The sequence below is a fragment of the Kitasatospora sp. NPDC001261 genome, assembly GCF_042896795.1.
Classification (GTDB): domain Bacteria; phylum Actinomycetota; class Actinomycetes; order Streptomycetales; family Streptomycetaceae; genus Kitasatospora.
Genome location: NZ_JBIAXP010000005.1, coordinates 364298 through 386261 on the forward strand (window position 1 = coordinate 364298; position 21964 = coordinate 386261).

At 75.3% G+C, this 21964-nt stretch carries 18 protein-coding genes; 5 read left to right on the forward strand and 13 right to left on the reverse strand.

Translation table 11 applies throughout. The features are described from left to right. Positions 1 to 97 precede the first annotated feature (97 nt). The 5 genes from ACFY4B_RS09445 to ACFY4B_RS09465 all read right to left on the reverse strand — a co-directional run bounded on the left by ACFY4B_RS09445 (position 98) and on the right by ACFY4B_RS09465 (position 5498). Positions 98 to 1480 carry an MFS transporter gene (locus ACFY4B_RS09445; protein WP_387967055.1) on the reverse strand — a complete coding sequence of 461 codons (1383 nt, stop codon included), beginning with the start codon at positions 1478 to 1480 and terminating at the stop codon, positions 98 to 100. Positions 1481 to 1585: 105 nt separating this feature from the next. After that, positions 1586 to 2377: a DUF1684 domain-containing protein gene (locus ACFY4B_RS09450; protein ID WP_074004698.1), complete on the reverse strand. Its 792-nt coding sequence runs from the start codon at positions 2375 to 2377 to the stop codon at positions 1586 to 1588. Between the two features lie 179 nt (positions 2378 to 2556). Then, positions 2557 to 3426, reverse strand: a complete 870-nt coding sequence (locus ACFY4B_RS09455; protein ID WP_117490115.1) for an acyl-CoA thioesterase II — start codon at positions 3424 to 3426, stop codon at positions 2557 to 2559. A gap of 187 nt (positions 3427 to 3613) precedes the next feature. Next, positions 3614 to 4303, reverse strand: coding sequence for an alpha-ketoglutarate-dependent dioxygenase AlkB family protein (locus ACFY4B_RS09460; protein ID WP_387967074.1), 690 nt, complete (start codon positions 4301 to 4303; stop codon positions 3614 to 3616). A gap of 376 nt (positions 4304 to 4679) precedes the next feature. Next, positions 4680 to 5498, reverse strand: a complete 819-nt coding sequence (locus ACFY4B_RS09465; RefSeq protein WP_387967057.1) for a transglycosylase family protein — start codon at positions 5496 to 5498, stop codon at positions 4680 to 4682. A 591-nt stretch (positions 5499 to 6089) separates the two neighbouring features. On the opposite strand from ACFY4B_RS09465, the gene ACFY4B_RS09470 reads away from it, so the two are divergent. Together ACFY4B_RS09470 and ACFY4B_RS09475 are read left to right on the forward strand one after the other, a co-directional pair. Next, positions 6090 to 6944, forward strand: a complete 855-nt coding sequence (locus ACFY4B_RS09470; RefSeq protein ID WP_074004696.1) for a hypothetical protein — start codon at positions 6090 to 6092, stop codon at positions 6942 to 6944. A gap of 280 nt (positions 6945 to 7224) precedes the next feature. Continuing rightward, positions 7225 to 8043 carry a hypothetical protein gene (locus tag ACFY4B_RS09475; protein WP_387967059.1) on the forward strand — a complete coding sequence of 273 codons (819 nt, stop codon included), beginning with the start codon at positions 7225 to 7227 and terminating at the stop codon, positions 8041 to 8043. 150 nt (positions 8044 to 8193) lie between these two features. Here ACFY4B_RS09475 and der read toward each other — a convergent pair whose 3' ends face one another. The 3 genes from der to ACFY4B_RS09490 all read right to left on the reverse strand — a co-directional run bounded on the left by der (position 8194) and on the right by ACFY4B_RS09490 (position 11895). Then, positions 8194 to 9648, reverse strand: coding sequence for a ribosome biogenesis GTPase Der (gene der, locus ACFY4B_RS09480; RefSeq protein WP_049658414.1), 1455 nt, complete (start codon positions 9646 to 9648; stop codon positions 8194 to 8196). 231 nt (positions 9649 to 9879) lie between these two features. Next, a complete protein-coding gene (gene cmk, locus ACFY4B_RS09485) occupies positions 9880 to 10593 on the reverse strand; it encodes a (d)CMP kinase (RefSeq protein ID WP_049658412.1) in 714 nt (237 codons plus the stop codon). A gap of 216 nt (positions 10594 to 10809) precedes the next feature. Beyond that, on the reverse strand, positions 10810 to 11895 hold the full coding sequence (locus ACFY4B_RS09490; RefSeq protein WP_049658411.1) for a prephenate dehydrogenase: 1086 nt from the start codon (positions 11893 to 11895) through the stop codon (positions 10810 to 10812). A gap of 336 nt (positions 11896 to 12231) precedes the next feature. Here ACFY4B_RS09490 and ACFY4B_RS09495 point away from each other — a divergent pair, with 336 nt between their 5' ends. Genes ACFY4B_RS09495 through ACFY4B_RS09505 form a run of 3 tightly spaced genes read left to right on the forward strand, consistent with a single transcriptional unit; the run spans position 12232 to position 16453 of the window. Next, entirely contained in the window at positions 12232 to 14484 is a 2253-nt protein-coding gene (locus tag ACFY4B_RS09495) for a DUF4139 domain-containing protein (protein WP_387967061.1), read from the forward strand. Between the two features lie 3 nt (positions 14485 to 14487). After that, a complete protein-coding gene (locus ACFY4B_RS09500) occupies positions 14488 to 16035 on the forward strand; it encodes a mucoidy inhibitor MuiA family protein (protein WP_387967062.1) in 1548 nt (515 codons plus the stop codon). Between the two features lie 55 nt (positions 16036 to 16090). After that, complete coding sequence (locus tag ACFY4B_RS09505; RefSeq protein ID WP_049659481.1) at positions 16091 to 16453, forward strand: DUF952 domain-containing protein; 363 nt, start codon at positions 16091 to 16093, stop codon at positions 16451 to 16453. An 18-nt stretch (positions 16454 to 16471) separates the two neighbouring features. Here ACFY4B_RS09505 and ACFY4B_RS09510 read toward each other — a convergent pair whose 3' ends face one another. The 5 genes from ACFY4B_RS09510 to ACFY4B_RS09530 form a co-directional block, all read right to left on the reverse strand. Further along, the gene (locus tag ACFY4B_RS09510; protein ID WP_049659479.1) at positions 16472 to 17479 is read right to left on the reverse strand and encodes a helix-turn-helix domain-containing protein; all 1008 of its coding nucleotides are present in this window, start codon (positions 17477 to 17479) and stop codon (positions 16472 to 16474) included. A 335-nt stretch (positions 17480 to 17814) separates the two neighbouring features. Further along, positions 17815 to 19185, reverse strand: coding sequence for a pseudouridine synthase (locus ACFY4B_RS09515; protein ID WP_074004693.1), 1371 nt, complete (start codon positions 19183 to 19185; stop codon positions 17815 to 17817). Between the two features lie 62 nt (positions 19186 to 19247). Then, positions 19248 to 19841 (reverse strand): SMC-Scp complex subunit ScpB, encoded by a 594-nt coding sequence (locus tag ACFY4B_RS09520; protein ID WP_234348713.1) that lies wholly within the window; start codon positions 19839 to 19841, stop codon positions 19248 to 19250. Positions 19842 to 20083: 242 nt separating this feature from the next. Further along, on the reverse strand, positions 20084 to 20986 hold the full coding sequence (locus ACFY4B_RS09525) for a ScpA family protein (protein WP_079272559.1): 903 nt from the start codon (positions 20984 to 20986) through the stop codon (positions 20084 to 20086). A gap of 374 nt (positions 20987 to 21360) precedes the next feature. Next, positions 21361 to 21924, reverse strand: a complete 564-nt coding sequence (locus ACFY4B_RS09530) for a hypothetical protein (RefSeq protein ID WP_387967065.1) — start codon at positions 21922 to 21924, stop codon at positions 21361 to 21363. Positions 21925 to 21964 lie beyond the last annotated feature (40 nt).

The window sequence follows — 21964 nt, forward strand, 5'->3', positions numbered from 1 at the left end:
TGGGCTTCTCGACCTTGTCTCCGGTTGTCCCGGCGACGTGGAAAACAATACAGCACGTCGGGGGGTGCTCGCTGCCAGGTTCGGGGGGTGGGGTGGGTCAGGGGGTGGGGTGGCGGGCGTCGTAGGTGAGGAAGGCGGGGCGGCGGGCGGCGAGGAGGAGGACGGCGGCGACGCAGGCGAGGCCGCCGGTGATCACGGAGGTGGCGGGGTTGGTGAGGGCGGCGACGGTGCCGGACTCGAAGTCGCCGAGGCGGGGGCCGCCGGCGACGACCACGATGAAGATCCCCTGGAGGCGGCCGCGCATCTCGTCCGGGGCCGCGACCTGCATCATCGTGTTGCGGAAGATCATGCTGACGGTGTCGGCGCAGCCCGCGACCGCGAGCAGCAGGAGGCCGAGCCAGAGGTTGTGGAGGGCGCCGAAGGCCGCGATGGCCAGGCCCCAGGCGGCGACGGCGGCGAGGACGGCGACGCCCTGGCGGTGGACGCGGCCGACCCAGCCGGAGAAGAGCGCGCCGATCAGGGCGCCGACGGCCGGGGCGGAGACCAGCAGGCCGACGGTGCCGGCGTCGCCGCCGTAGAAGGTGACCGCGATGGCCGGGAAGAGGGCGCGCGGCATGCCGAAGACCATCGCGGCCAGGTCGGCGAGGAAGCTGGTGCGCAGGTTGGGCTGCTCGCGCAGGAAGCGGAGGCCGTCGAGGACGGAGGCGCGGCCCTTGCGCTCGCCGAGCGGCCGCATGGCGGGCAGGCGCCACATCGCGTAGAGGGTGCCGGTGAAGGCGACGGTGTCGACCAGGTAGGCGGCCTGGGATCCGTAGGCGCCGATGAGGACGCCGCCGAGCATCGGGCCGACGGTGAGGCCGAGGTTCATGCTGACGGTGTTCAGGGCGTTCGCCGCCGGGAGCTGGTGGCTGGGCACCAGGCGGGGGATCATCGCGGAGCGGGCGGGCGAGCTGATCGCGAAGAAGCCGGCCTGGACGGCGACGGCGGCGTACAGGACGGCGACCAGGCCGAGGCCGGCCAGCGCCTGCGCGGCCAGGGCGGCGGAGACGACCGCCAGACCGGCCGAGCCGAGCAGGCCCAGCCGGCGCCGGTCGACGGTGTCGGCGATCGCGCCGCCGTAGAGGCCGAAGGCGACCAGCGGGACGAGGGAGAAGATGCCGACCAGGCCGGTCGCGAAGGCGGAGCCGGTCAGGTCGTAGACCTGGACGGAGACGGCGACGGCCGTCATCTGCTGGCCTATGGAGGAGACGGCCTGCCCGGCCCAGACCCGGCGGTAGTCGGGGTGGTCGCGCAGCGGGCTGAGGTCGGCGAAGGCCCGCCGGTACCAGGGTGAGCCAGCGGCTACCTCCGGCCCGGGTCCGTCCCCTGCCCCGGGTCCGTCCCCCGGTCCGGGTTCCGGTTCGGGTTCGGGATCGGCGGCGGAGGATGCGGGGGACGGGCCGGGCGCGGGGGACGGCGTGGAATGTTGATTGTTCGACATAGTCCCTCATGCTCCGCTCCGCCCCCGGACGGCCCCGCACCGGGGCCGCCCCAGCGAAAGCCCGCCCCCGCCCGCGACGCCCCGGCCCCACCCGCGAGGCCCCCGCTACCGGCTCAGCACCTGCCTCTCCCCCGCCTCCACCGCGAAGTCCAGCCGGTTGCCCGGCGGCGGGAACGGGCAGATGAAGTGGTCCGAGAAGGCGCACGGCGGCAGGTAGGCCCGGTTGAGGTCGAGGACGGTGCGGCCCTCGGCGTCGGGCGCGGGCAGGGTGATGAAGCGGAAGCGGTAGGTGTCGATGCCGCTGGTCGTGTCCGCGATCACGCCGCTGAGCCGATCGCCCGACCGGCTGACGGTCAGGGTGCGGTGCTCGCCCGCCACCGTGAAGGCGATCTGCCCGGACACGGCCAGCGGGCGCTCCCGGCCGTCGGCGTTCGGGACGACGACCGACCGGGCGTCGTCGTCCTCGAACGGGGTGAAGACGGCGGGCACGGCCCACTCGGGCGCGTACGGGAAGGCGGAGATGCCCGCGAACGCCGTCCGGCGGGGTGCGGCCGGGTCGAAGACCCGCAGGGCCAGCTCGCCCTCGCGCTCGATCGGGACGAGCAGCAGGCCTCCCAGGACGGCGGTGTCGGCGGCCGGGTCGCTGTCCGGGCGCAGCAGCGCCTCGCCGTCCACCGGTGCGTCGGCGCCGTCGACCGTGATGCCGTCGGACGCCGCCGCCCGGACCCGGACGCCCTCGGCGTCGGCCCACCAGCGCCCGGGCAGGCCGGGGATCTCGGCGGGCTCGGGCTCCAGCCAGTGCGTGCCGGTGAGTGCGAGCTGGCCGTGCTGCGCGCTCACCGACGCCGCCCGGCCGTCGCTCCAGTGCTTCCAGTCCTCCGCGGCCGTCTCCGTCATCGGTCCACCCTCCCGGTCGGTCCGTGGACGGCCCGCTGTTCGGGCCGCCCGTCCTCCGTCATCCACAACACCGTCCGCGCGGACGGATCATTCCCGTCGGCCCGATGTCGCCGAAACCGCAACACGGCGGCAACGCGCCGACACCGGGCACAACACGGGGCACCACTCCGGCCACACACCTACCCCTCGCGGCGCTTCAGCGGACGGAACAGCCCCTCCTGCACCACGGACACCACCAGCCGGCCGTGCCGGTCGAAGATCTGCCCGCGGGCCAGGCCGCGCGCGCCGTGCGCGATCGGGGACTCCTGCTGGTACAGCAGCCAGTCGTCCGCCCGGAACGGCTGGTGGAACCACATCGCGTGGTCGAGCGAGGCCATGTCGAAGCTCCGCTCGCCCCACAGCGGCTCGACCGGGGCGCGGACGGCGTCCAGCAGCGTCATGTCGCTGGCGTAGGTGAGGGCGCAGACGTGGATCAGCGGGTCGTCCGGCAGCGGGCCGTTGGTACGCAGCCAGACGCCGCTGCGCGCCTCGACGCCCTCCAGCTCCTCCTTCGTCCAGCGCAGCCGGTCGACGTAGCGGATGTCGAAGGGCTGGCGGCGGCTGATGAACGGGGGCAGCTCGCCGAGCCGGGAGCCGACCTCGTCCAGGGCGCTGGGCAGGTCCTCGGGGGCGGCGACGGGCGGCATCGGGTACTGGTGCTCGATGCCGGCCTCCTCGGGTCTGTGGAAGTCGGCGGTGAGGGCGAAGATCGACCGGCCGCCCTGGATGCCGAGCACCCGACGGGTGGTGAAGGACCGGCCGTCACGGATCCGGTCGACCTGGTAGACGATCGGCACGCCGGGGACCCCGGGGCGCAGGAAGTAGGCGTGCAGCGAGTGGACCGGGCGCTCGTCGTCCACCGTGCGCCCCGCCGCGACCAGCGCCTGCCCGGCGACCTGGCCGCCGAACGTCCGTTGCAGCGCCTCCTCGGGGCTGCGCCCACGGAAGATGTTGAGTTCGATCTGCTCAAGGTCGAGCAGATCGACAAGGTCGTCGACGGGGGTACCCATGGGCACGTTTCCTCTCCGGACTCCGAACAATTCTCCAGCTCAATCGAATCCTTTGGCGACCCGGGTCATTCCCGCGCAGCGGTCCGGAACGCCCAGTTCACTCGAACGAGTAGGCGAGCCGACGAGCAGGTGACGGACGGGACGGCCTGGTCGGCCAGGAGGCCCCCACCGGCCGCACGACCTCCGGCTACGCCCCCAGCCCCGACTCCCGCACCGTGATGTTGAGCCGCCCGAGCAGCCCCAGCGCCGGATCGGCCGTCCCCGGCAGCGTCCGCACCACCCCGTGGTACGCGAACCGGGCCGGGCCGCCGAACACCAGCAGGTCGCCGCTGCGCAGCTCCAGGTCCGTCCACGGCCGGGTCCTGGTCTCGGTGTTCCCGAGCCGGAAGACGCAGCCGTCGCCCAGCGAGAGCGAGACCACCGGCGCGTCCGCCCGCTCGTCGCGGTCCTGGTGGAGGCCCATCTTCGCGCCGTGTGCGTAGTGGTTGACGATCGCGATGTCCGGCGCGTACGACGCCGCCCCCGCGACCTCCCCCAGCGCGGCCCCGTACGCCTCGGCGACGGCCCCGCGCGCCAGGTCCCCGAGCAGCCGCGGGAACGGCTTGACGGGCGCGCCGTCCTCGGCGACCTCCCGGTAGCCGTACGGGTACCAGTGCAGGCCGAGGCTCACCATCCGGACGGACATCACCCCGCCGGTGGGCATCCGCACGGCGTGCAGACCGGCCGGCGGGCGGGCCCACTCCCGACAGGCGGTGACCAGGCGCCGCTGCGCGTCGAGGTCCAGCCAGCCGGGCAGCAGGACGGCGCCGGGGGCCGGCTCGGAGCGCTCGCGCGCGGCCGGGGACCCACCCGGATCACCGAACAGCTCGCCCTGGATCACCCCACCATCCTCCCGCACCGCGCCCGCCTGGGCCGACCCGCGCCCACTCGGGCCCAGCCCCGCGCCCAGCCCGGCCGCCGCCGACGGCGGGCGCACCCCCGCGCGACCCCGACTCCCGCCCGCGGGAACGCCGACGGCCGCTCCCCCGACCGGCGGAGGAACCCGCGCGGCGGAGAAGCGGCCGTGAAAGCCGTGCACATCGGTACGCACATCCGTACGTCGACGCACCGACAGCCGACGCACCGACAGATCGGCGCATGAACAGATCGGCACATCGGCACCCGGTCGGGCACCGGCACGGTGAGCCCCGGGCAGCCGATGCCGGCCGCGCACGGGGCCTCACGTGCTCGAGGAGGCCTCAGCTGGGCAGACCTCAGATGCTGAGGGTCTGGCCCGGGAAGATCAGGTCCGGGTTGCCACCGATGACCTTGGCGTTGTTCTGGTACAGGTCGTGCCAGTCCAGGCCCTGCGCGGCGGCGATGGAGCTCAGGGTGTCACCGGCCTTGACGGTGTAGTCGCCCTTGGCGGCCGGCTTGGCGTCGTTCGAGCGGTTCCAGGACTTGGCGCCCTGGTCGGCCTTCGGCGCGGACTTCTGGGCGTCGGCCCTCGGGGCGGCAGCCTTCGGCGCGGCGGCGTCGTTCTTCGGCGCGGCCTGAGCCTTCGGCGCGGCCTGGGCCTTGGGCGCGGCCTTCGGGGCCTCGGCCGGCTTGGCGGCGGGCTTCGGGGTCTGCGCCGGCTTGGCGGCGGTCGAGCCGGCGGCGGAGCCCGCCGAGGTGTCGACGGCGGCCGGGGCGCCGCCCTTGGTCAGGCCGGCCTTGACGGAGCAGACGGGCCAGGCGCCCGGGCCCTGCGAGGCGAGGACCTTCTCCGCGACGGCGATCTGCTGCGCCTTGGTGGCCTGGTTGGCCTGCGAGGCGTAGGCGGTGCCACCGAAGGCGGCCCAGGTGCTGGAGGTGAACTGCAGACCGCCGTAGAAACCGTTGCCGGTGTTGATGGCCCAGTTGCCGCCGCTCTCGCACTGGGCGACGGCGTCCCAGGTGGAGACGGAGGCGGCGGAGGCCGAGGTGGCCGTGACGAGGCCGGCCACCGGCAGGGCCGCGACAGCGGCGCCCGCCACGACAGCCATCCGAACGCGGTTGCGCTTGGTGGCGGTGGAGGTGGTGGCAGCGGCGGTCTCGTTACGGAAGGTCATGAGGTTCCTCTCGACAGCCCCGGGCGGGCATGCGGAACCAGACCCCGGGAAGGGCCGTGATCACTCGCTGCGTCCGTCGGGCGGCCGGGCACGTGTCGGACGTGCCGCTTGCCGCCCCGGCCACCCAGCCGCTCGCCGACGACGTGTTCGAGCGATCGCGTCGGCGGGCACCTGCCACGCCCGGCGGACCGGGGGGCTGTGCGTCGGGGGTGAACCCGGGTGGCGCTCGTTGCGCCGTCCAAGAAGCTACGAGCCGATCAACGGGGAATCCAAAACTTCGACGGTCTGCCCAGCTCAGCCAAGGGTTACCGGCGGTAACGACCATGCAATCATGCCCGAATTGTCCGCTTTAGCCGTCGATTCCTAGATCAAACATCCAGACTCCGTGACTCACCTCACTGTTTGATTCCGGCAGTCCCGGCACCGACATCGACAGATTGCGACCACGAGAACACGCGGTGCGGTCGGATCCGAGGCAATTCACGTCAGCCTCCAGGGGCACCCGTGACGCCTGACACAAGGGCCCGTTGGGCATGGCGACCTCTCCGTGTCCGCCCCAGCACCCCATCCACACCCATCCGAGGAGACCCTGTGCCGCGCATGCTCGACGTCAGCGACGAGGTCCGGTCCGAGATCGGCGACGACGAAGCCGACCGCCTGCTAGGTGGCGACCGCGCCCCCGACGGCTACGAGTGCACCTCCTGCCGGACCCCCGGCGACACGCACGTGGAGCCCACCAGCACCGTGCTGTTCGTCGGCGACGAGACCGCCGTCCTCGCCTTCGCGCACGCCCGCTGCATCCCCTCCCAGGTCGTCCCGGTCTCCGAGGAGCAGCTGGCGGGCGCCGTCCGCAGCATCAGCCAGACCCAGCCCGGCGGCCCGGACCTCGCCGTCCCCGCCGCCGTGCCGAGCGCCCCCGCGCCGGCCCCGGCCGCGCCCGTCGGCCCGGCCCCGACCCAGCCGGCCGCCCCCGGCCAGGCCGCCATCCTCGGCATCACCTGCGGGCTGGTCCTGCACGGCAAGGTCGGGCACGCCTCGCTGGTGGTCGAGCCGACCGGACCGGTCGGCCGCCCCGGCAGCACCTCGGGCGAGGACGAGTTCCTCGACCTGCTCCAGGACGCCGGCTTCCAGCCCGTCACCGACCTGGACGAGACCCCGGACCAGCTGCCCGGCTGGTCCGTCCTGGTCGCGATGGGCAAGCTGCACGCGATCCTCCAGCCCGCCGCGGCCGGCGGCAGCACCGGCTGGTGGCAGGCGCACCAGCCGCTCCAGGTCACCGACGCCTGGCGGATGGCCGCGAGCCAGCTCTCCGAGGTGACGATGTACGCCGTGCCGGCCGGCATGGTCGGCCGGCAGCCCCGCGAGGACCTGCTGCGCCAGGCGCTGGAACGGGCGGTGGCGCTGGGCCAGGTGGTCGCCGCCTCCCTCCCGCTCGCCGGCACCTGATCCGGCTCCGCGCCCCGACCCGCCGGACGGCCGCCTCCCACCCCACGGCAGCCGTCCGGCGGGCGCACGCCCGCGACACCCCGCCGCGCGCCATGCCCGGGAACACCCCGCCGCACCCCGCCCGCGCCCTGCGCGCCCCGCTTCACTCCGCCGTGCCCGCGTCCGCCCCGGCGTGCCCACACCCCGCCCGGCGCGCGCACCCGTTGCGCACTCCGGCGTGTAGGCGCACCCCCGCCCCCAGGGCCCGCATCCCCCGCCCCTCTCGCTCGTTGGCCCCTACGTGTACAGCTACGACGTCTCCGCGTCCCCCGGCCGGTCCGCCAGCGCCTCGCGCTCGATCCCGGGCATGCGCCCCTCGTACGACGCCGAGCACCCGCACTCCGCGACGCCGATCTACGACGAGCTGTACTCCGAGTACCGGCGCCTCTTCCGCGCCCTGCCCGGTGACCGCTCGAACGAGGAGGACCTGAAGTTCACCGGCTTCGCGGTCCGCGACAGCTACCCGCTGCACGGCGAGCAGCGCCCGTACCCGCCCCAGCAGCAGACCTTCCACACCCTTCCGGGCCAGGCGCCGGGCCTCCCCCAGTTCATGCCGGGCTCCCAGCACCACGGCTCCGGCCCCACCGGCGGCCAGCAGCACAGTCACAGCGGGGGCCACACCGGCGCCCACGCCACCCCCCACAGCAACTCCCACACCGGCAACCACACCGGCGGAGGCCACCCCGGCACGCACGCCGGAAGCCACACCGGCCGTCACACCAGCAGCGCCCACCCCGGCACCCACAGCACTGGCCACCACCACGGCCACCACCCCGAGTCCCCCACCGGCGACGGCCTCGGCCCCGCCGCCCCGGCCCCCGTCCAGGACCAACCCGCCGTCCCCGCCGCCCAGTTCACCGACGGTCAGGGCTGGGTCGCGGCCGGCTACCTGGGCGCGGCTCCGCACCCGATGCCGGTGCCCGCGCCCGCACCGCCGGCGCCGCCCGCGCCCTCCCCGGTGATGGGTACGGCCACCGGTCTCGCCCCCGCGCCGTCCAGCGGCGGCCGCCACCGCCAGATGCTCTCCCTCCCCCCGGGCCCCACCGTCGACCACCGCTGACACCCGGCCCGCACCCCGGCCCGCACCCCGGACCGGCCCCGACCGGGAAACCCACCCCGGACACGCCGGAGGGCCCCGCCACCACCGTGGCGAGGCCCTCCGGCCGTCGGTCGGCGGACCGACCGGTCCTACCGACTGCTGCTGCTCCTACTACTTCTTCTTGCGCTTCTCCCGGACCCGCACCGAGATCGAGATCGGCGTCCCGACGAACCCGAACTCCTCGCGCAGCCGGCGCTCGATGAAGCGCCGGTAGCCGGCCTCCAGGAAGCCCGAGGCGAACAGCACGAAGCGCGGCGGACGGGTGCCCGCCTGGGTGCCGAACAGGACACGCGGCTGCTTGCCGCCGCGGATCGGGTGCGGGTGGGCGGCGACCAGCTCGCCGAGGAAGGCGTTCAGGCGCGCGGTCGGGATGCGGGTCTCCCAGCCCTCCAGCGCGGTCTCGATCGCCGGGACGAGCTTCTCCATGTGCCGGCCGGTCTTGGCCGAGACGTTGACCCGCGGGGCCCACTGCACCTGGACGAGGTCGCGCTCGATCTCGCGCTCCAGGTAGTAGCGGCGCTCCTCGTCGAGCTGGTCCCACTTGTTGTAGGCGACGACGACGGCGCGCCCGGCCTCGACGGCCATCGAGATGATCCGGGTGTCCTGCTCGGCGAGGGTCTCGCTGGCGTCGATCAGGACGACCGCGACCTCGGCCTTCTCCAGCGCGGAGGAGGTGCGCAGCGAGGCGTAGAAGTCGGCACCGGCGGTCAGGTGGACCCGGCGGCGGATACCAGCGGTGTCCACGAACTTCCAGGTCTTGCCGCCGAGGTCGATCATCTCGTCGACCGGGTCGCGGGTGGTGCCGGCCAGCTCGTTGACGACGACCCGCTCCTCGCCGGCGACCTTGTTCAGCAGGCTGGACTTGCCGACGTTGGGCCGGCCGATCAGCGCGATGCGGCGCGGGCCGCCGGGGGCGGCGTCGCCGAAGGTCTGCGGCGGGGCCTCGGGCAGCGCGTCCATGACGGCGTCCAGCAGGTCGCCGGAGCCGCGGCCGTGCAGGGCGGAGACCGGGTACGGCTCGCCCAGGCCCAGCGACCACAGGTAGGCGGCCTCGGCCTCGGTGGAGGGGCCGTCGACCTTGTTGGCGCACAGGACGGTCGGCTTGCCGGCCCGGCGGATGATCTTGATCAGGGCCTCGTCGGTGTCGGTGGCGCCGACCTTGGCGTCCACCACGAACAGCACCGCGTCGGCCTGCTCGATGCCGAGCTCGGCCTGGGCGGCCACCATGGCGTCGATGCCGAGGACGTCGATCTCCCAGCCGCCGGTGTCGACCACCTTGAAGCGGCGGCCGTTCCAGCTGGCCTCGTACGTGACCCGGTCGCGGGTGACGCCCGGCTTGTCCTCGACGACGGCCTCGCGGCGGCCGATGATGCGGTTCACCAGGGTCGACTTGCCGACGTTCGGGCGGCCGACCACGGCCAGCACCGGCAGCCGGACGTGCGCGCCGCCGTCCTCGGCGTCGAAGCCGTCGAGGTCGATGCCCTCCTCGGCCGCGAGGGCCATGAACTCGGCGTAGTCGGCGGCGTCCAGCCCGCCGTGATCGGCGGTGTCGTGCTCTGCGGTCATGTTCGTCTGTTCCGTTTCCCGGCCCGGCCCTTCCCAGGGGCGTGCCGTGCGTACCTGCCCCGCTCGGGGCAGCGCGATGGTTTCCGCCGCGGCGCCTCGACGGCCCGCGGTTCGTTCAGTGGGTCGGACCGGCCTCCACGGCCGCTCCGGTACCCGGTCGATCAGCGCCGGTCCGATGTCCGGTCGGCCGATCAGCCGATCAGTCGGTCGGACCATCGGCCGGTCGGTCGGTCAGACCGACGACAGCCCGGCCCGCTCCTCCACCAGCCCGGCGATCCGGTCGATCACCTGCTCCAGGGTGAGCTCGCTGGTGTCCACCAGCACCGCGTCCGCGGCCTGGGCCAGCGGGGCCGTCTCCCGCGAGGAGTCGGCGGCGTCGCGGCGCGCGAGGTCGGCGGCCATCGCGGTGATGGTCGCCTCGTCCACGCCCTTGGCCCGCAGCTCGGCCGCCCGGCGCGCGGCCCGGGCCTCCACGGAGGCGGTCAGGAAGACCTTGACGGTGGCCTGCGGGAACACCACGGTCCCCATGTCCCGGCCCTCGGCGACGATGCCGCGCTCGGCGACCTCGGCGCAGCCGCGCTGCAAGTCCACCAGTCGGGACCGTACGGCCGGCACCGCGGACACGGCGCTGACCTTGGCGGTCACCTCGGGGCCGCGGATCGGGCCGGACACGTCCTGGCCGTCCACCGTGATGGTGGGGCCGTCGGCGTCCGTCCCCGACACGATGACGGGCTTGCCGCACGCGACGGCCACCGCCTCCGGGTCCTCGACGTCGACCTCGTTGACCAGCATCCACCAGGTCATCGCCCGGTACATGGCGCCGGTGTCCAGGAAGCTCAGGCCCAGCCGGGCGGCGACCGCCCGCGAGACGGTCGACTTGCCGGAGCCGGAAGGTCCGTCGATGGCGACGACGACCGGGGCGTGCGCTCGGTCGGCAGTGTCCACGGGCGAACCTCTCTCTGAGCATGGGAGCCGGAGCCTGGGCAGGCGGACGGCCGGGGATGTCTCCCTCAAGGTTAATGGACCGCCGCCGTGACCCGCTCCGCCGCCGGTCGGCCGACCTCCGGGCCCGGGACCAGGCCCGGGACCAGGCCCGAGACCAAGCCCGAAACCAGGCCCGACCGCCAGGCCCCTCCGGCCCGCCCCGACCGGCCCCGCACCTCAGTCCCGCACGCTCCAGCCGCTCGCCCGCAGCGCCTTGGTCAGCCGCTTCACCGCCGTCGGCGCCACCGACAGCTGGACGAAGCCGACCTGCTGCCCGGTCGAGTGCTCGATGACGACGTCCTCGATGTTGACCCCGGCCTCGCCGACCTCCCCGAACAGCCGGCCCAGCTCGCCCGGCTGGTCACCCAGGACGACCGCCAGGGTCTCGTAGCGGGTGGGCGGCGCGCCGTGCTTGCCGGGGATGCGGGCCTGGCCGGTGTTGCCGCGCCGCATGACCGCCTCGATCCCGGCCGCGCCCACCCGGCGCTCGCCCTCCTCGTCGGCCTGCATGGCGCGCAGCGCGGTGACGGTCTCGCCGAGGTCGCGGGCGACCCCCTCCAGCACGTCGGCGACGGCGCCGGCGTTGGCGGAGAGGATGTCGACCCACATGCCGGGGTTGGAGGCGGCGATCCTGGTGACGTCGCGCACGCCCTGGCCGGAGAGCCTTATGGCGGTCTCGTCGGCGTTCTCCAGGCGGGCCGCGACCAGCGAGGAGACCAGCTGCGGGGCGTGCGAGACCAGGGCGACCGCCCGGTCGTGCTCGGCGGCGTCCATCACGATCGGCACCGCGCCGCAGAGCGCGACCAGCTCCAGCGCGGCGTTGAGCGTCTCGGTGTCGGTGTCCGCGGTCGGGGTGAGCACCCAGGGGCGGCCCTCGAAGATGTCGGCGCGGGCGGCCAGCGGGCCGGAGCGCTCGCGGCCGGCCATCGGGTGACTACCGATGTAGTGGACGGTGTCGCAGCCGAGCTCGGCGACCTCGCTGCCCGGGCCGGCCTTCACGCTGGCGACGTCGGTGTACCAGTGGGCCAGGTTGCGGCGCTGGCAGTCGGCGAGCACCTTGCCGACCAGCGCGGGCGGCACGGCGATGATCGCCAGGTCCACCGGGCCGTCGACCGGGTCGGTGATGCCCGCGCCGAGCGACTCGGCGGTGCGGGCCGCGTCCGGGTCGGCGTCCTCCAGGTGGACGGTCAGCCCGCGAGCGGTCAGGGCGAGCGCGGCGGAGGTGCCGATCAGTCCGGTGCCGACGACGACGGCAGTGCGCATGGCGGGTCGCTCTCCTCATCACGATTCTCGACAGGTGCCGGAACCGTCCGGGAGCACCCGCGCCCCATCCTCCCTCATCCGCCCCGCCCAAGTCCCCACCCGCCACCCGGCAACCACGGGGGCGGCCCCGGCAGCTTCCGGCACCGGCAACCGCCACGCGCCCGCCCCCGTCCCACACAGTGCACGCGCCGCACCCGGAAATCCTGCGACGTCCGCCCCGAAGCCGGGCAGACTGGCCGCCCGGGAAAGGGGAAGGCACGGGCGAGCACCGCGGGAACAGCAGGACGGCACGACGAGCGCCACGCGGCGGGCGACACGCGAACGAAGGGGTTGCGCATGGACGATCAGCACAGCGGCCGGAGCGGGCAGTCGAAACCGCCGGCCGTACCGGCCCACCCGTCGGTCCTGGACTCCGTCGTCGTGTACGCCGAGGGCGCGGTGTGCCGCCGACGGGCGACCGTCCCGGTCCCGCCCGGCGGACGGCTGCGGCTGACCGGCCTGCCCGCCGCCCTGGACGGCCGCTCGCTACGCGCCCGGGTGCTCGCCGGACCGGCTGGCGCCGCGGTCACCGAGGCCCGGTTGGAGCTGCTCGCCGAACTCCGTGAACCGGACGAACTCCCGGAACTGAAGCGGGACTTGGACGAGGCCAACGAGCGCCGTAGCGCGCTCGGCGAACGCCTGCGACTGGTCCAGGCCTCGATCGCCGAGACCGCCGCGCTGCGCGCCGTCCCCCCGCAGCGCCGACGCGACGAACCGCTGCGCCGCACGCCCGCCGACGCCTGGCTGGAGCTCGCCGACTTCGTCGAGGAGCGGCTGGCCCGGCTCCAGGAGCGCGCCGAGGAGCTCACCCGGCAGCTGGAACTCGCCGACCACGAGCGCGACCTGGCCGCCGACCGGCTGGAGCGGGCGTCCACCGCCGACCGGACCGAACCGGTCGGCACCAGCACCACCGTCCTGCTCACCCTCACCACCGCGAGCACCCACCCCGACCAGGACCAGGGCCACAACCAGGACCAGGACCAGACCATGGAACTGGAGCTGGAACTGGAGTACGGCGTCCCCGCCGCCCGCTGGGTCCCGGCCTACCGGCTGTCCTACCGGACCGGCGCCGACACGGCCCACCTGGTCCTGCGCGCCGCCGTCGCCCAGCGCACCGGCGAGGACTGGACGGGCGTGCGCCTCGCCCTGTCCACCGCCGACCTCGACCGCCGCACCGACCTGCCCCGGCTCGCCTCGCTGCGGATCGGCCGCAGCCAGCCCGCCCCGCCGCCCTCCGGCTGGCGCGAGCCCCCGGCCGGCCTGGCCGACCTCTTCACCGGCTACGACGCGGCCGGCGCCGGCCGCCCCGCCCCGCGACGCGAGACCCCGATCGCGGTGTCGGCCGCCGTGGCGCCCCGCTCCGCCCGCCTCGGCGGCGTCCGTCCGGGCGGCTCCCGGGCCGAGGCCTTCGCGGCCGAGGAGCAGTTCGCCCCCATCGTCCCGTACGGCGGAGGCGGCCTGCTGAACGCCGACCAGCCGATGCCCGCGCCACCGGGCGCCCCGATCGAGCCGGGCGCCCCGATCGCCCCCGGCGGCTTCGCCGGCTACGGCGCCCCACCGCCCACCCCTTACCCGGTCGCCGCCGCCGCGCCGCCGCAGGGCCCGGGCGGCTTCCCGCCCGGGGAGGTCCGCCGCCGCGTCGGCCACGCCGCCCCGCCGCCACCCGGCCTCGCCCCGGACGCCACCCTGCTCGACTACCCCGACCTCGTCCTGGCCGGCCCCGAGGAGCCCGCCGCCCGGCGCGGCACCCTGCACCCCCGCCCCGAACGAACCGAACGAACCGCACAGACCGCACGGTTCGAGCGATTCGAGTACGAGGAACCCGCCTGGACAGCACCCGGCGGCAGCGGCACCACACAGCTCCGCACCCTCGCCCTCCCCCGGCACGCCGTCCCACCCCGCGAGTCGGCCGGCTCCTTCGACCACCGCTTCGACGCCGCCGCCCCCGCCGACATCCCGTCCGACGGCACCTGGCACACCGTCACCGTCGGTGAGATCCCGCTCGCCGTCCGCCCCGAGTACGTCACCGTCCCCGCCGTCGAGGAGAAGGTGTACGCGACCCTGGTGCTCGCCAACCGCACCGACCAGGCCGTCCTGGCCGGCCCGGCCGAGGTCACCGTGGACGACGAGTTCCTGCTCACCGCCGCCCTGCCCACGCTGGCCCCCGGCGGCACCCGTCGGCTGGGCATCGGTGTCGCCGAGAGCATCGAGGTGGCGCGCCGCACCGAGCTGCACGAGTCCACCACCGGCATGCTGAAGGGCAACAGCACCGTCCTCGACCACCGGGTGCACGTCCAGCTGGCCAACCGGCTCGGACGCGCCGTCACGGTGGAGGTCCGCGAGCGGGTGCCGGTCGGCTCCGACGCCGAGATCCGGATCGAGGAGCGGGCCGACTGGCACGCCCCGACCGTCTCCACGCCGGACTGCCCGCCCAGCACCCGGCTCTGGCGGGTCGACCTGCCGCCGGGCGGACGCACCGAGCTGGACGGCGGCTACCTGATCAAGATCCCGGCCGGAAAGGCCATCGTCGGCGGAAACCGGAGGAACTGAGCGATGACCGTCGAGACCCGTCCCCTCCCCGTCACCGCCGTGACCTGCCTGGAGGACCGCGGCCAGGTCGAGCGCGGCACGACGGTCGCGCTCGCCGCGGGCGTGCAGCGGCTGCGCCTCGGCCCGCTCACCGCCCTCGCCGTCGACCGCACCCTGCGCGTCGAGTCCGGCACCGACGGCGTCCGGGTACTGGAGTCCCGGCTGGTGCGCGGCTGGGCCCCGCGCGCCCCGCTGCCGCCCGGCCCGGAGGACTCCGACCTGCGCCACCGGCTGCACCGGCTGGACGCCGAGAGCCGGCTGGCCGACCAGGCCCGGGCCCGGCTGGAGGCCCGGCTGGCCCTGCTCGCCCAGCTCTCCGCGGACCTGCTGCGCGAGATCGGCGAGGCGGCCGGCCTCGGCGAGCTCGAACCCAACCGCTGGGCCCGGGAGCTCGACCGGGTGGACGCCGAGCGCGAGCGCTACGGCGAGGAGCTGCGCGCCACCCACTCCCGGCTGCGCCGCCTGGAGGAGGAGCGCTCGCAGGCCCTGACCGCCCTGGACGAGGCCGAGGAGGACCCGGCCGAGCTGACCGCCCATCTGGAGCTCACGGTCGAGGCGGCCCGGCCCGGCCCCGCCGAGCTGACCGTCTCCCACCTGGTGCCCTGCGCGCTGTGGCGGCCCTCCTACCGGGCGACCCTGGACGGCGGCGAGCTGCGCCTGGAGTCGGAGGCGGTGGTCTGGCAGCGCACCGGCGAGGACTGGACGAACGCCCGGCTCACCTTCTCCACCGCCCGCTCCGCCCTCGCCACCGCCCCGCCCGCGGTGGCCGAGGACGTCCTGGTGCTGCGCGAGCGCACCGACGAGGAGCGCCGCACGGTCGAGGTCGAGCTGCGCGAGGAGGCGGTCGCCGTCCTGGGCCCGGCCTCCCGGGTGCCGGGCGTGGACGACGGCGGCGAGGTCCGGGTGCTGCCCGCCCCCGCCCCCGCGACCGTGCCCTCCGACGGCCGCGCGCACCGGGTGCCGCTGGGCGCCTTCACCGGCCCGGCGGGCAGCGAGTACGCCTGCGCCCCGGAGCTGTCCCCGCTGGTCACCCAGGTGGTCCGGTTCCGCAACGCGGCCGGGCACCCGCTGCTGTCCGGCCCGGTCGAGCTGGTCCGCGGCAGCGGCTTCACCGGCCGCGGCGAGCTGCGCTTCACCGCCGCCGGCGCCGAGGCCGAGCTGTCCTTCGGCAGTTCGGACGGCTACCGGGTGGTGCGGGAGAGCGAGGAGCGCCAGGCCACCGCCGGCCTCACCGGCCGCCAGACCACCACCCGGACGGTCCGGCTGCACCTGTCCCGCTTCTCCGGCCCGGAGGAGCGCGACGAGCGGATCGTCACGGTGCGCGAGCGGGTGCCGGTCTCCGAGGTGTCGGCGGTCGAGGTGCGGCTGCGCAAGGAGGAGTGCTCCCCGGCGCCGGACTCCTTCGACGCCGAGGGCATCGTCCGCTGGGACGTCCCGCTCGCCCCCGGCGCCCGGCGCACCCTCACCCTGGTGTACGAGGTGTCCGCCTCCGCCAAGGTGGCCGGGCTCTGACCGCCGCGGGCGGCACCCCAGGACCAATCCGGAGACAACGGGTAGAAAAGGAACCATGATCCTCCACCTCGCCCCCCTGGACGACTGGCTGTCCGACCCCGGCCGCCCGTACGCCACCGCGTCGCTGCTCACCGACGGGTTCATCCACTGCTCGGCGGACGAGCGGACGGCGCTCGCGGTGGCCAACGCCTTCTTCTCCGACACCCCCGACCCGCTGATGGCGCTGCTGATCGAGGAGTCGCTGGTGGAGCCGATGGTGAAGTGGGAGGCCCCGCACGGCGCCCCGCCGCCCGGGGCCACCCCGGGCGTGCTGTTCCCGCACATCTACGGGCGGCTGAACCGCACCGCCGTGGTCGGCCTGGAGAAGGTCGAGCGCGGCCCGGACGGCCGCTGGGCCTCGCTCAGCCCCTGGAGCTGACGGAGCCTCCTGTCCCCGCTACAGCCACCCCCGCTCCCGGGCCGCCATCCCGGCCTGGAAGCGGGTGGTGGCGCCCAGCGAGCGCATCAGGCTCTGGAGGCGGCGCTGGGTGGTCCGGGCGCTCCAGCCGAGCGACCGGGCGATCGACTCGTCGGTGAGGCCGGCCGCCAGCAGGCCCAGCAGCTTGCGGTGGTCGGTCTCCGGCTCCGACCCGGCGTCCTCGGTGCCAACCGCCGCCTGGAGGCGGACGGCCCGCTCCCACTCCGCCTCGAACAGCGTGTCCAGCGCCTGGAGCAGCGCCGAGGGGTGGATCACGTACGCGGCGTCCAGCACGCTGTCGCCGACGCTGATCGGGATGATCGCCATCCGGTCGTCCGAAATGATCATCTTCATCGGCAGCGTCGGCCGGACCCGCGCCTCCTCGCCGTCCTCGACGCCGACCAGGATGTTCTTCTCCAGCCGCCCCGGCCAGGCCACCGCCTCCCGGTCGTAGACCGTCCGGAACTTCACGCCCTCGCGCAGCCGCCGCCGCTGCAGGGTCAACGGCGCCACCGGGTCCTGGATGTACGGCGGGCGGTCGAAGCCGCGCACCTGGTACTGGCTGGTCTCGGTGATGTGCTCCAGCCGCTGGGCGATCGCCTCGCCGCCGGTCAGCACCTCCACCGAGTGCGCCGGGTCGGTGTACCGCGAGGCCTCCCGGAAGGCGTCCATCAGCCGGTGCATCTCGGCCCGGGCGTAGCGCAGCTCCGACTCCCGGTGGCCGATCAGGGTGCCGATCGCGACGTCCGGGGGGACGGGCAGGTAGCGGTGCCGGTCCACCGGCGCCCGGGTGGCCATGCCCTGCTGCGCCAACCGGTCCAGGGCCCGCACGCTCTGCTGGAACGTCAGCCCGCAGCTCTCCGCCAGCTCCTCCGCCGTGGACTGCGGGCTGGCCACCAGGGCCGCGTAGACCTGCCCGTCCGGCTCCGCCAGTCCCAGCGCGCCGAGGGCCTGTCCGCCGGCCCGCCCCAGTGCTGCATCGGACACGACGCCCTCTCCCCCTGCTCGCCCGTTTCCGTCGGCCGCTCCCGCCCCGACCCGCGCACCCCGTGCTGGCGCAGTCCCGCCACCGGGCGGGGCGGCGCTCCGGTGGCCATCCTCGGCCACGGATCATGGCGCTGACAAGGCCGTGACCAGCGGTTGCGTCCCGGCTCACACGACCCGTCCGAAACGTGGACATCCACCCCCGGACATCCCCACAGCACATCCGCACCGGGCGTCCGCGGACGGACGCCCGCACGCCGACCCGACCCCGCCGCGGGAACGCCGGAGCCCCCGGCCGCAGCACGTGCGACCGGGGGCTCCGGTGGAGCGGACGGGGCCTACAGGCCGACCTCGCGCATCAGCTGGCCGACCTCCGGGTTGGTCAGGCGGCGCAGCCAGCCCGACTTCTGGTCGCCCAGGGCGATCGGGCCGAAGTGGGTGCGCACCAGCTTCTCGACCGGGAAGCCGGCCTCGGCCAGCATCCGGCGGACGATGTGCTTGCGGCCCTCGTGCAGGGTCACCTCGACCATGTAGTTCTTGCCGATGTTGGAGATGACCTTGAAGCTGTCGGCGCGCGCGTAGCCGTCCTCCAGCTCCACGCCCTGGGCCAGCCGCTTGCCCAGGTCGCGCGGGATCGGGCCCTGGATCGCGGCCAGGTAGGTCTTGGTCACGCCGTAGCGCGGGTGGGTGAGGCGGTGGGCCAGCTCACCGTGGTTGGTGAGCAGGATGATGCCCTCGGTCTCGGTGTCCAGGCGGCCGACGTGGAACAGCCGGGTCTCCCGGTTGGTCACGTAGTCGCCCAGGCACTGGCGGCCGTCCGGGTCCTCCATGGTGGAGACCACGCCGGCCGGCTTGTTCAGCGCGAAGAACAGGTACGACTGGGTGGCGACGGTCAGGCCGTCCACCTTGATCTCGTCGTTCTGCGGGTCGACCCGCTTGCCCTGCTCGGTGACGCGCTTGCCGTTGACCTCGACCCGGCCCTGCTCGATCAGCTCCTCGCAGGCGCGCCGGCTGCCGATGCCGGCCCGGGCCAGCACCTTCTGGAGGCGCTCGCCCTCGGGCTCGCCGAAGGTCTTGGGCAGCTTGACGGCCGGCTTGTCGTGCCGGGCGAGGACGGCGTCCTCGATCTTGGCCTGGAGCTCGCGGGAGCGCTGCGGCTGACGGCGCGGGTCGCCCGGGGCGCCCTGGCCCTCACGGCGCGGGCGCGGGGCCGGGCTGGGGCGCCGGCCGGCGTAGCCGCCGCGGGCCGGGGTGGCGTTGGGGCCGCCGCCGTACTCGGGGCGGTCGTACCGGCGCTCCTCGGGCCGCAGCGGGCGGTCCGGGTAGCGCCGGTCGTCCCGACGGTCGTCCCGACGGCGGTCGTCGCGCCGGTCGTCACGGCCGAACGAGCCGCCGCGCGAACCCGCGCTCGAACCCGAGCCCGAACCGCCACGGCCGCCCCCGTACGAGGAGCCGCCACCGCTGCCGCCGCCGTACGAGCCGCCGCGCGAACCCGCGCTCGAACCCGAGCCCGAACCGCCACGGCCGCCGCCGTAGGAGGAGCCGCCACCGCTGCCGCCGTACGAACCCCCGCGCGAGCCCGAGCCGCCGCGGCTACCGCCGCCGCCGCTGCCGCTGCCGTAGGAGGAGCCGCCGCCCCGGCCCCCGCCCTGTCCGCCGCGACCGCTACCGCCGCCGCTGCTGTTCCTGCCGTTGCCACTGCTACGCATCAAAGTGTCCGTACGTCGTTCCGTCTGGGATGTGCGGTCGTTTCGGCCGACCTCACCGCCCCCTACCGATCGGGCCCGGCCCGACCGGCCTCGCCACTGCCGTCCGCGGCCTGCGCGGCAGCGGCGGCGACCGCCTCCGCGATCATCGTGCCCTCCAGGGACTCCGCTTCCACGTCGTCGACCTCGGGCAGGAAGGGAGCGAGCTCCGGCAGCTCGTCCAGGCCGCGGAGCCCCATCCGTTCCAGGAAGTAGTTCGTCGTCCGATACAGGATCGCACCTGTTTCGGGCTCGGATCCGGCCTCTTCCACCAGTCCTCGCTGTACCAGGGTACGCATCACGCCGTCACAGTTCACACCACGGACGGCGGAAACCCGGGATCTGGACACCGGCTGCCGGTAGGCGATCACCGCCAGGGTCTCCAGTGCGGCCTGGCTGAGCCGGGCCTGCCGGCCGTCCAGGAGGAAGCGGTCGACGGCCGCGGAACAGGTGTCCCGGCTGTAGAACCGCCAGCCGCCCGCGACCAGCCGCAGGTCGAAACCGCGGCCCTGGGCCGTGTACTCGGCGGACAGCTCGCGCAGCGCGGCCGCCACCTCGGCCCGGGGCCGCTCCAGCACCCCGGCCAGCCGCTCCTCCGCCACCGGCTCGTCGACGACCATCAGCACGGCCTCCAGGTCGGCCCGCAGCCCGGCGTCGGCGGGCCCCTCGGCACCGGAGGCCGGCGGGGCCGACTTCTGGTGCACGACGACCGCCCCGGCCGGCTCCACCGGCCCGACCGGCCCCGCGGGCTCCACCGGGTCCGGCAGCAGCGCGAAGGCCGGCTCCAGCCACTCCTCGGCCCTCGGCCGCCCCGGCATCCCCAGCGGGCGCCGCACCGGCCGGCCGCCCTCGTCCCGTCCGCTCATCGCCGCCGACCCTCCTCGACCCCGCCGTCTCCACCGGCCTCACCGGCCGGCCGGTCGAACTCGTCCGTCACCTCGACCGCGCTCCGCCCCTCCTCGGCCACCCAGCGCACCAGCAGCTCGCCGAGCGCCTCCGGCTGCTCGAAGGCGAGCACCCGCTCCCGGTACAGCTCCAGCAGCGCCAGGAAGCGGGCGACCACCACCAGGTCGTCCGGCGCGTCCTCCACCAGCCGCCGGAACGAGGCCTCACCCAGCTCGGTGAGCAGCCCCACCACCAGGGAGGCCTGCTCCCGCACGCTCACCGGCGGGGTGTGGATGTGGTCCACGTACACGACCGGCGCGGGCCTGGGCTCCATCGCCCTGGCCGCCAGCTCGGCCAGCCGCCGCGGCCCGATGCCGAGGACGACCTCCGGCAGCAGCTCCGCGTGCCGGGGCTCCAGGGCGGCGGTCCGGGGCCGGCGCAGCAGCTCGGCCGCCCAGCGTTCGCCGAACAGCGCCGCCGCCCGCTTGTACGCCCGGTACTGGAGCAGCCGCGCGAACAGCAGGTCACGGGCCTCCAGCAGGGCCAGGTCGGCCTCGTCCTCGACCTCCGCCACCGGCAGCAGCCGGGCGGCCTTGAGGTCGAGCAGGGTGGCGGCCACCACCAGGAACTCGGTCGCCGCGTCCAGGTCCCAGTCGGGGCCCATCGCCCGGATGTGCGCCATGAACTCGTCGGTCACGGTGGCCAGCGCCACCTCGGTGACGTCCATCCGGTGCTTGGCGATCAGGCTGAGCAGCAGGTCGAAGGGGCCTTCGAAGTTGTCCAGCCGTACCCGGAAGCCGCCCCGCGACTCGTTCTCGGTCGCGCTCGCGGCTGTGGTGCTGGCGGTGACGGTGGCGGCTGGTCCGGCGGTTCTGGGCATGACGGTCCATCTTCACCCGTCCCCGCCTCCGGTCCGGCCCCGGGGCCGACCGACACGCCGTGCCATCCGCGCCCCGGACCGGCGCCCGCCCGGCGCTCCGCCGGCGCTCACCGGCCCGTACGAGCCCCTCCGCACGCACCCGTCCCGTCGAACAGGCCACGGTGGGTCCCCCGGGCCCCGGGAACGCCCCTGCGGCGCCCGACACGGCCCTCCGGCACCCGGGACGTCGCCGGCCCTCCGGCCCGCGTCCCGCGGGCCTCCTGCCGCCCTTGCGGCGCCCTGCGGCGCCCGACACGGCTCCGGCGGCCTCCCCACGCCGGGCCCGCGGCCCCCCTCGACGCCCGGCGCAACCGCCGGCCGCCCTTCCGCGCCGCCTACCGGCCGCGCAGCCGCCGTACCAGGATCGAGGCCTCGCCCCGCTGCTCCAGGTCCGCCAGGACGACCGCGATGGCCTCCCGGACGATCCGCCCGCGGTCCACGGCCAGGCCGTGCTCGCCGCGCAGCACCAGCCGGGCGTGCTCCAGGTCCATGAGCTCCTCGGCGGACACGTACACCGTGATCTTCTCGTCGTGCCGCTCGCGCCCGCTGGGCCGGCGCGGCGCGCGGCCGCGCGGCCGGGCACGGCCGGCGGCACCGGACGGCTCCTCGGCGGCGCCCTGGTGGGTGCGGGCCGCCGGGGCGGCACTCCGGCCGCCCTGGACGGTCTGCCCGGCCGCGGCGACGCCTGCGGCGGGCCCGACGCCCGCTCCGGACCGCTGCGCGGGCGCCGGCACCGAGGCGCCCGCCTGCTGCTCCGGCGTCACCTGCCGGTCGTCCTGGGCGCCCTGGGCGGCCTCGGTGCCCTCGGCGCCGTCCGGTCGGCCGTTGACGGTCCGCGCGGTCTCCGGTCTGGATGCCTCGGCGGCCGGACGCGGCGCGAGGGAGGGCGACAGCGCCATCCCTCCCGTGGTCCGGAACAGCTCGTCGGCACCCGGGAGA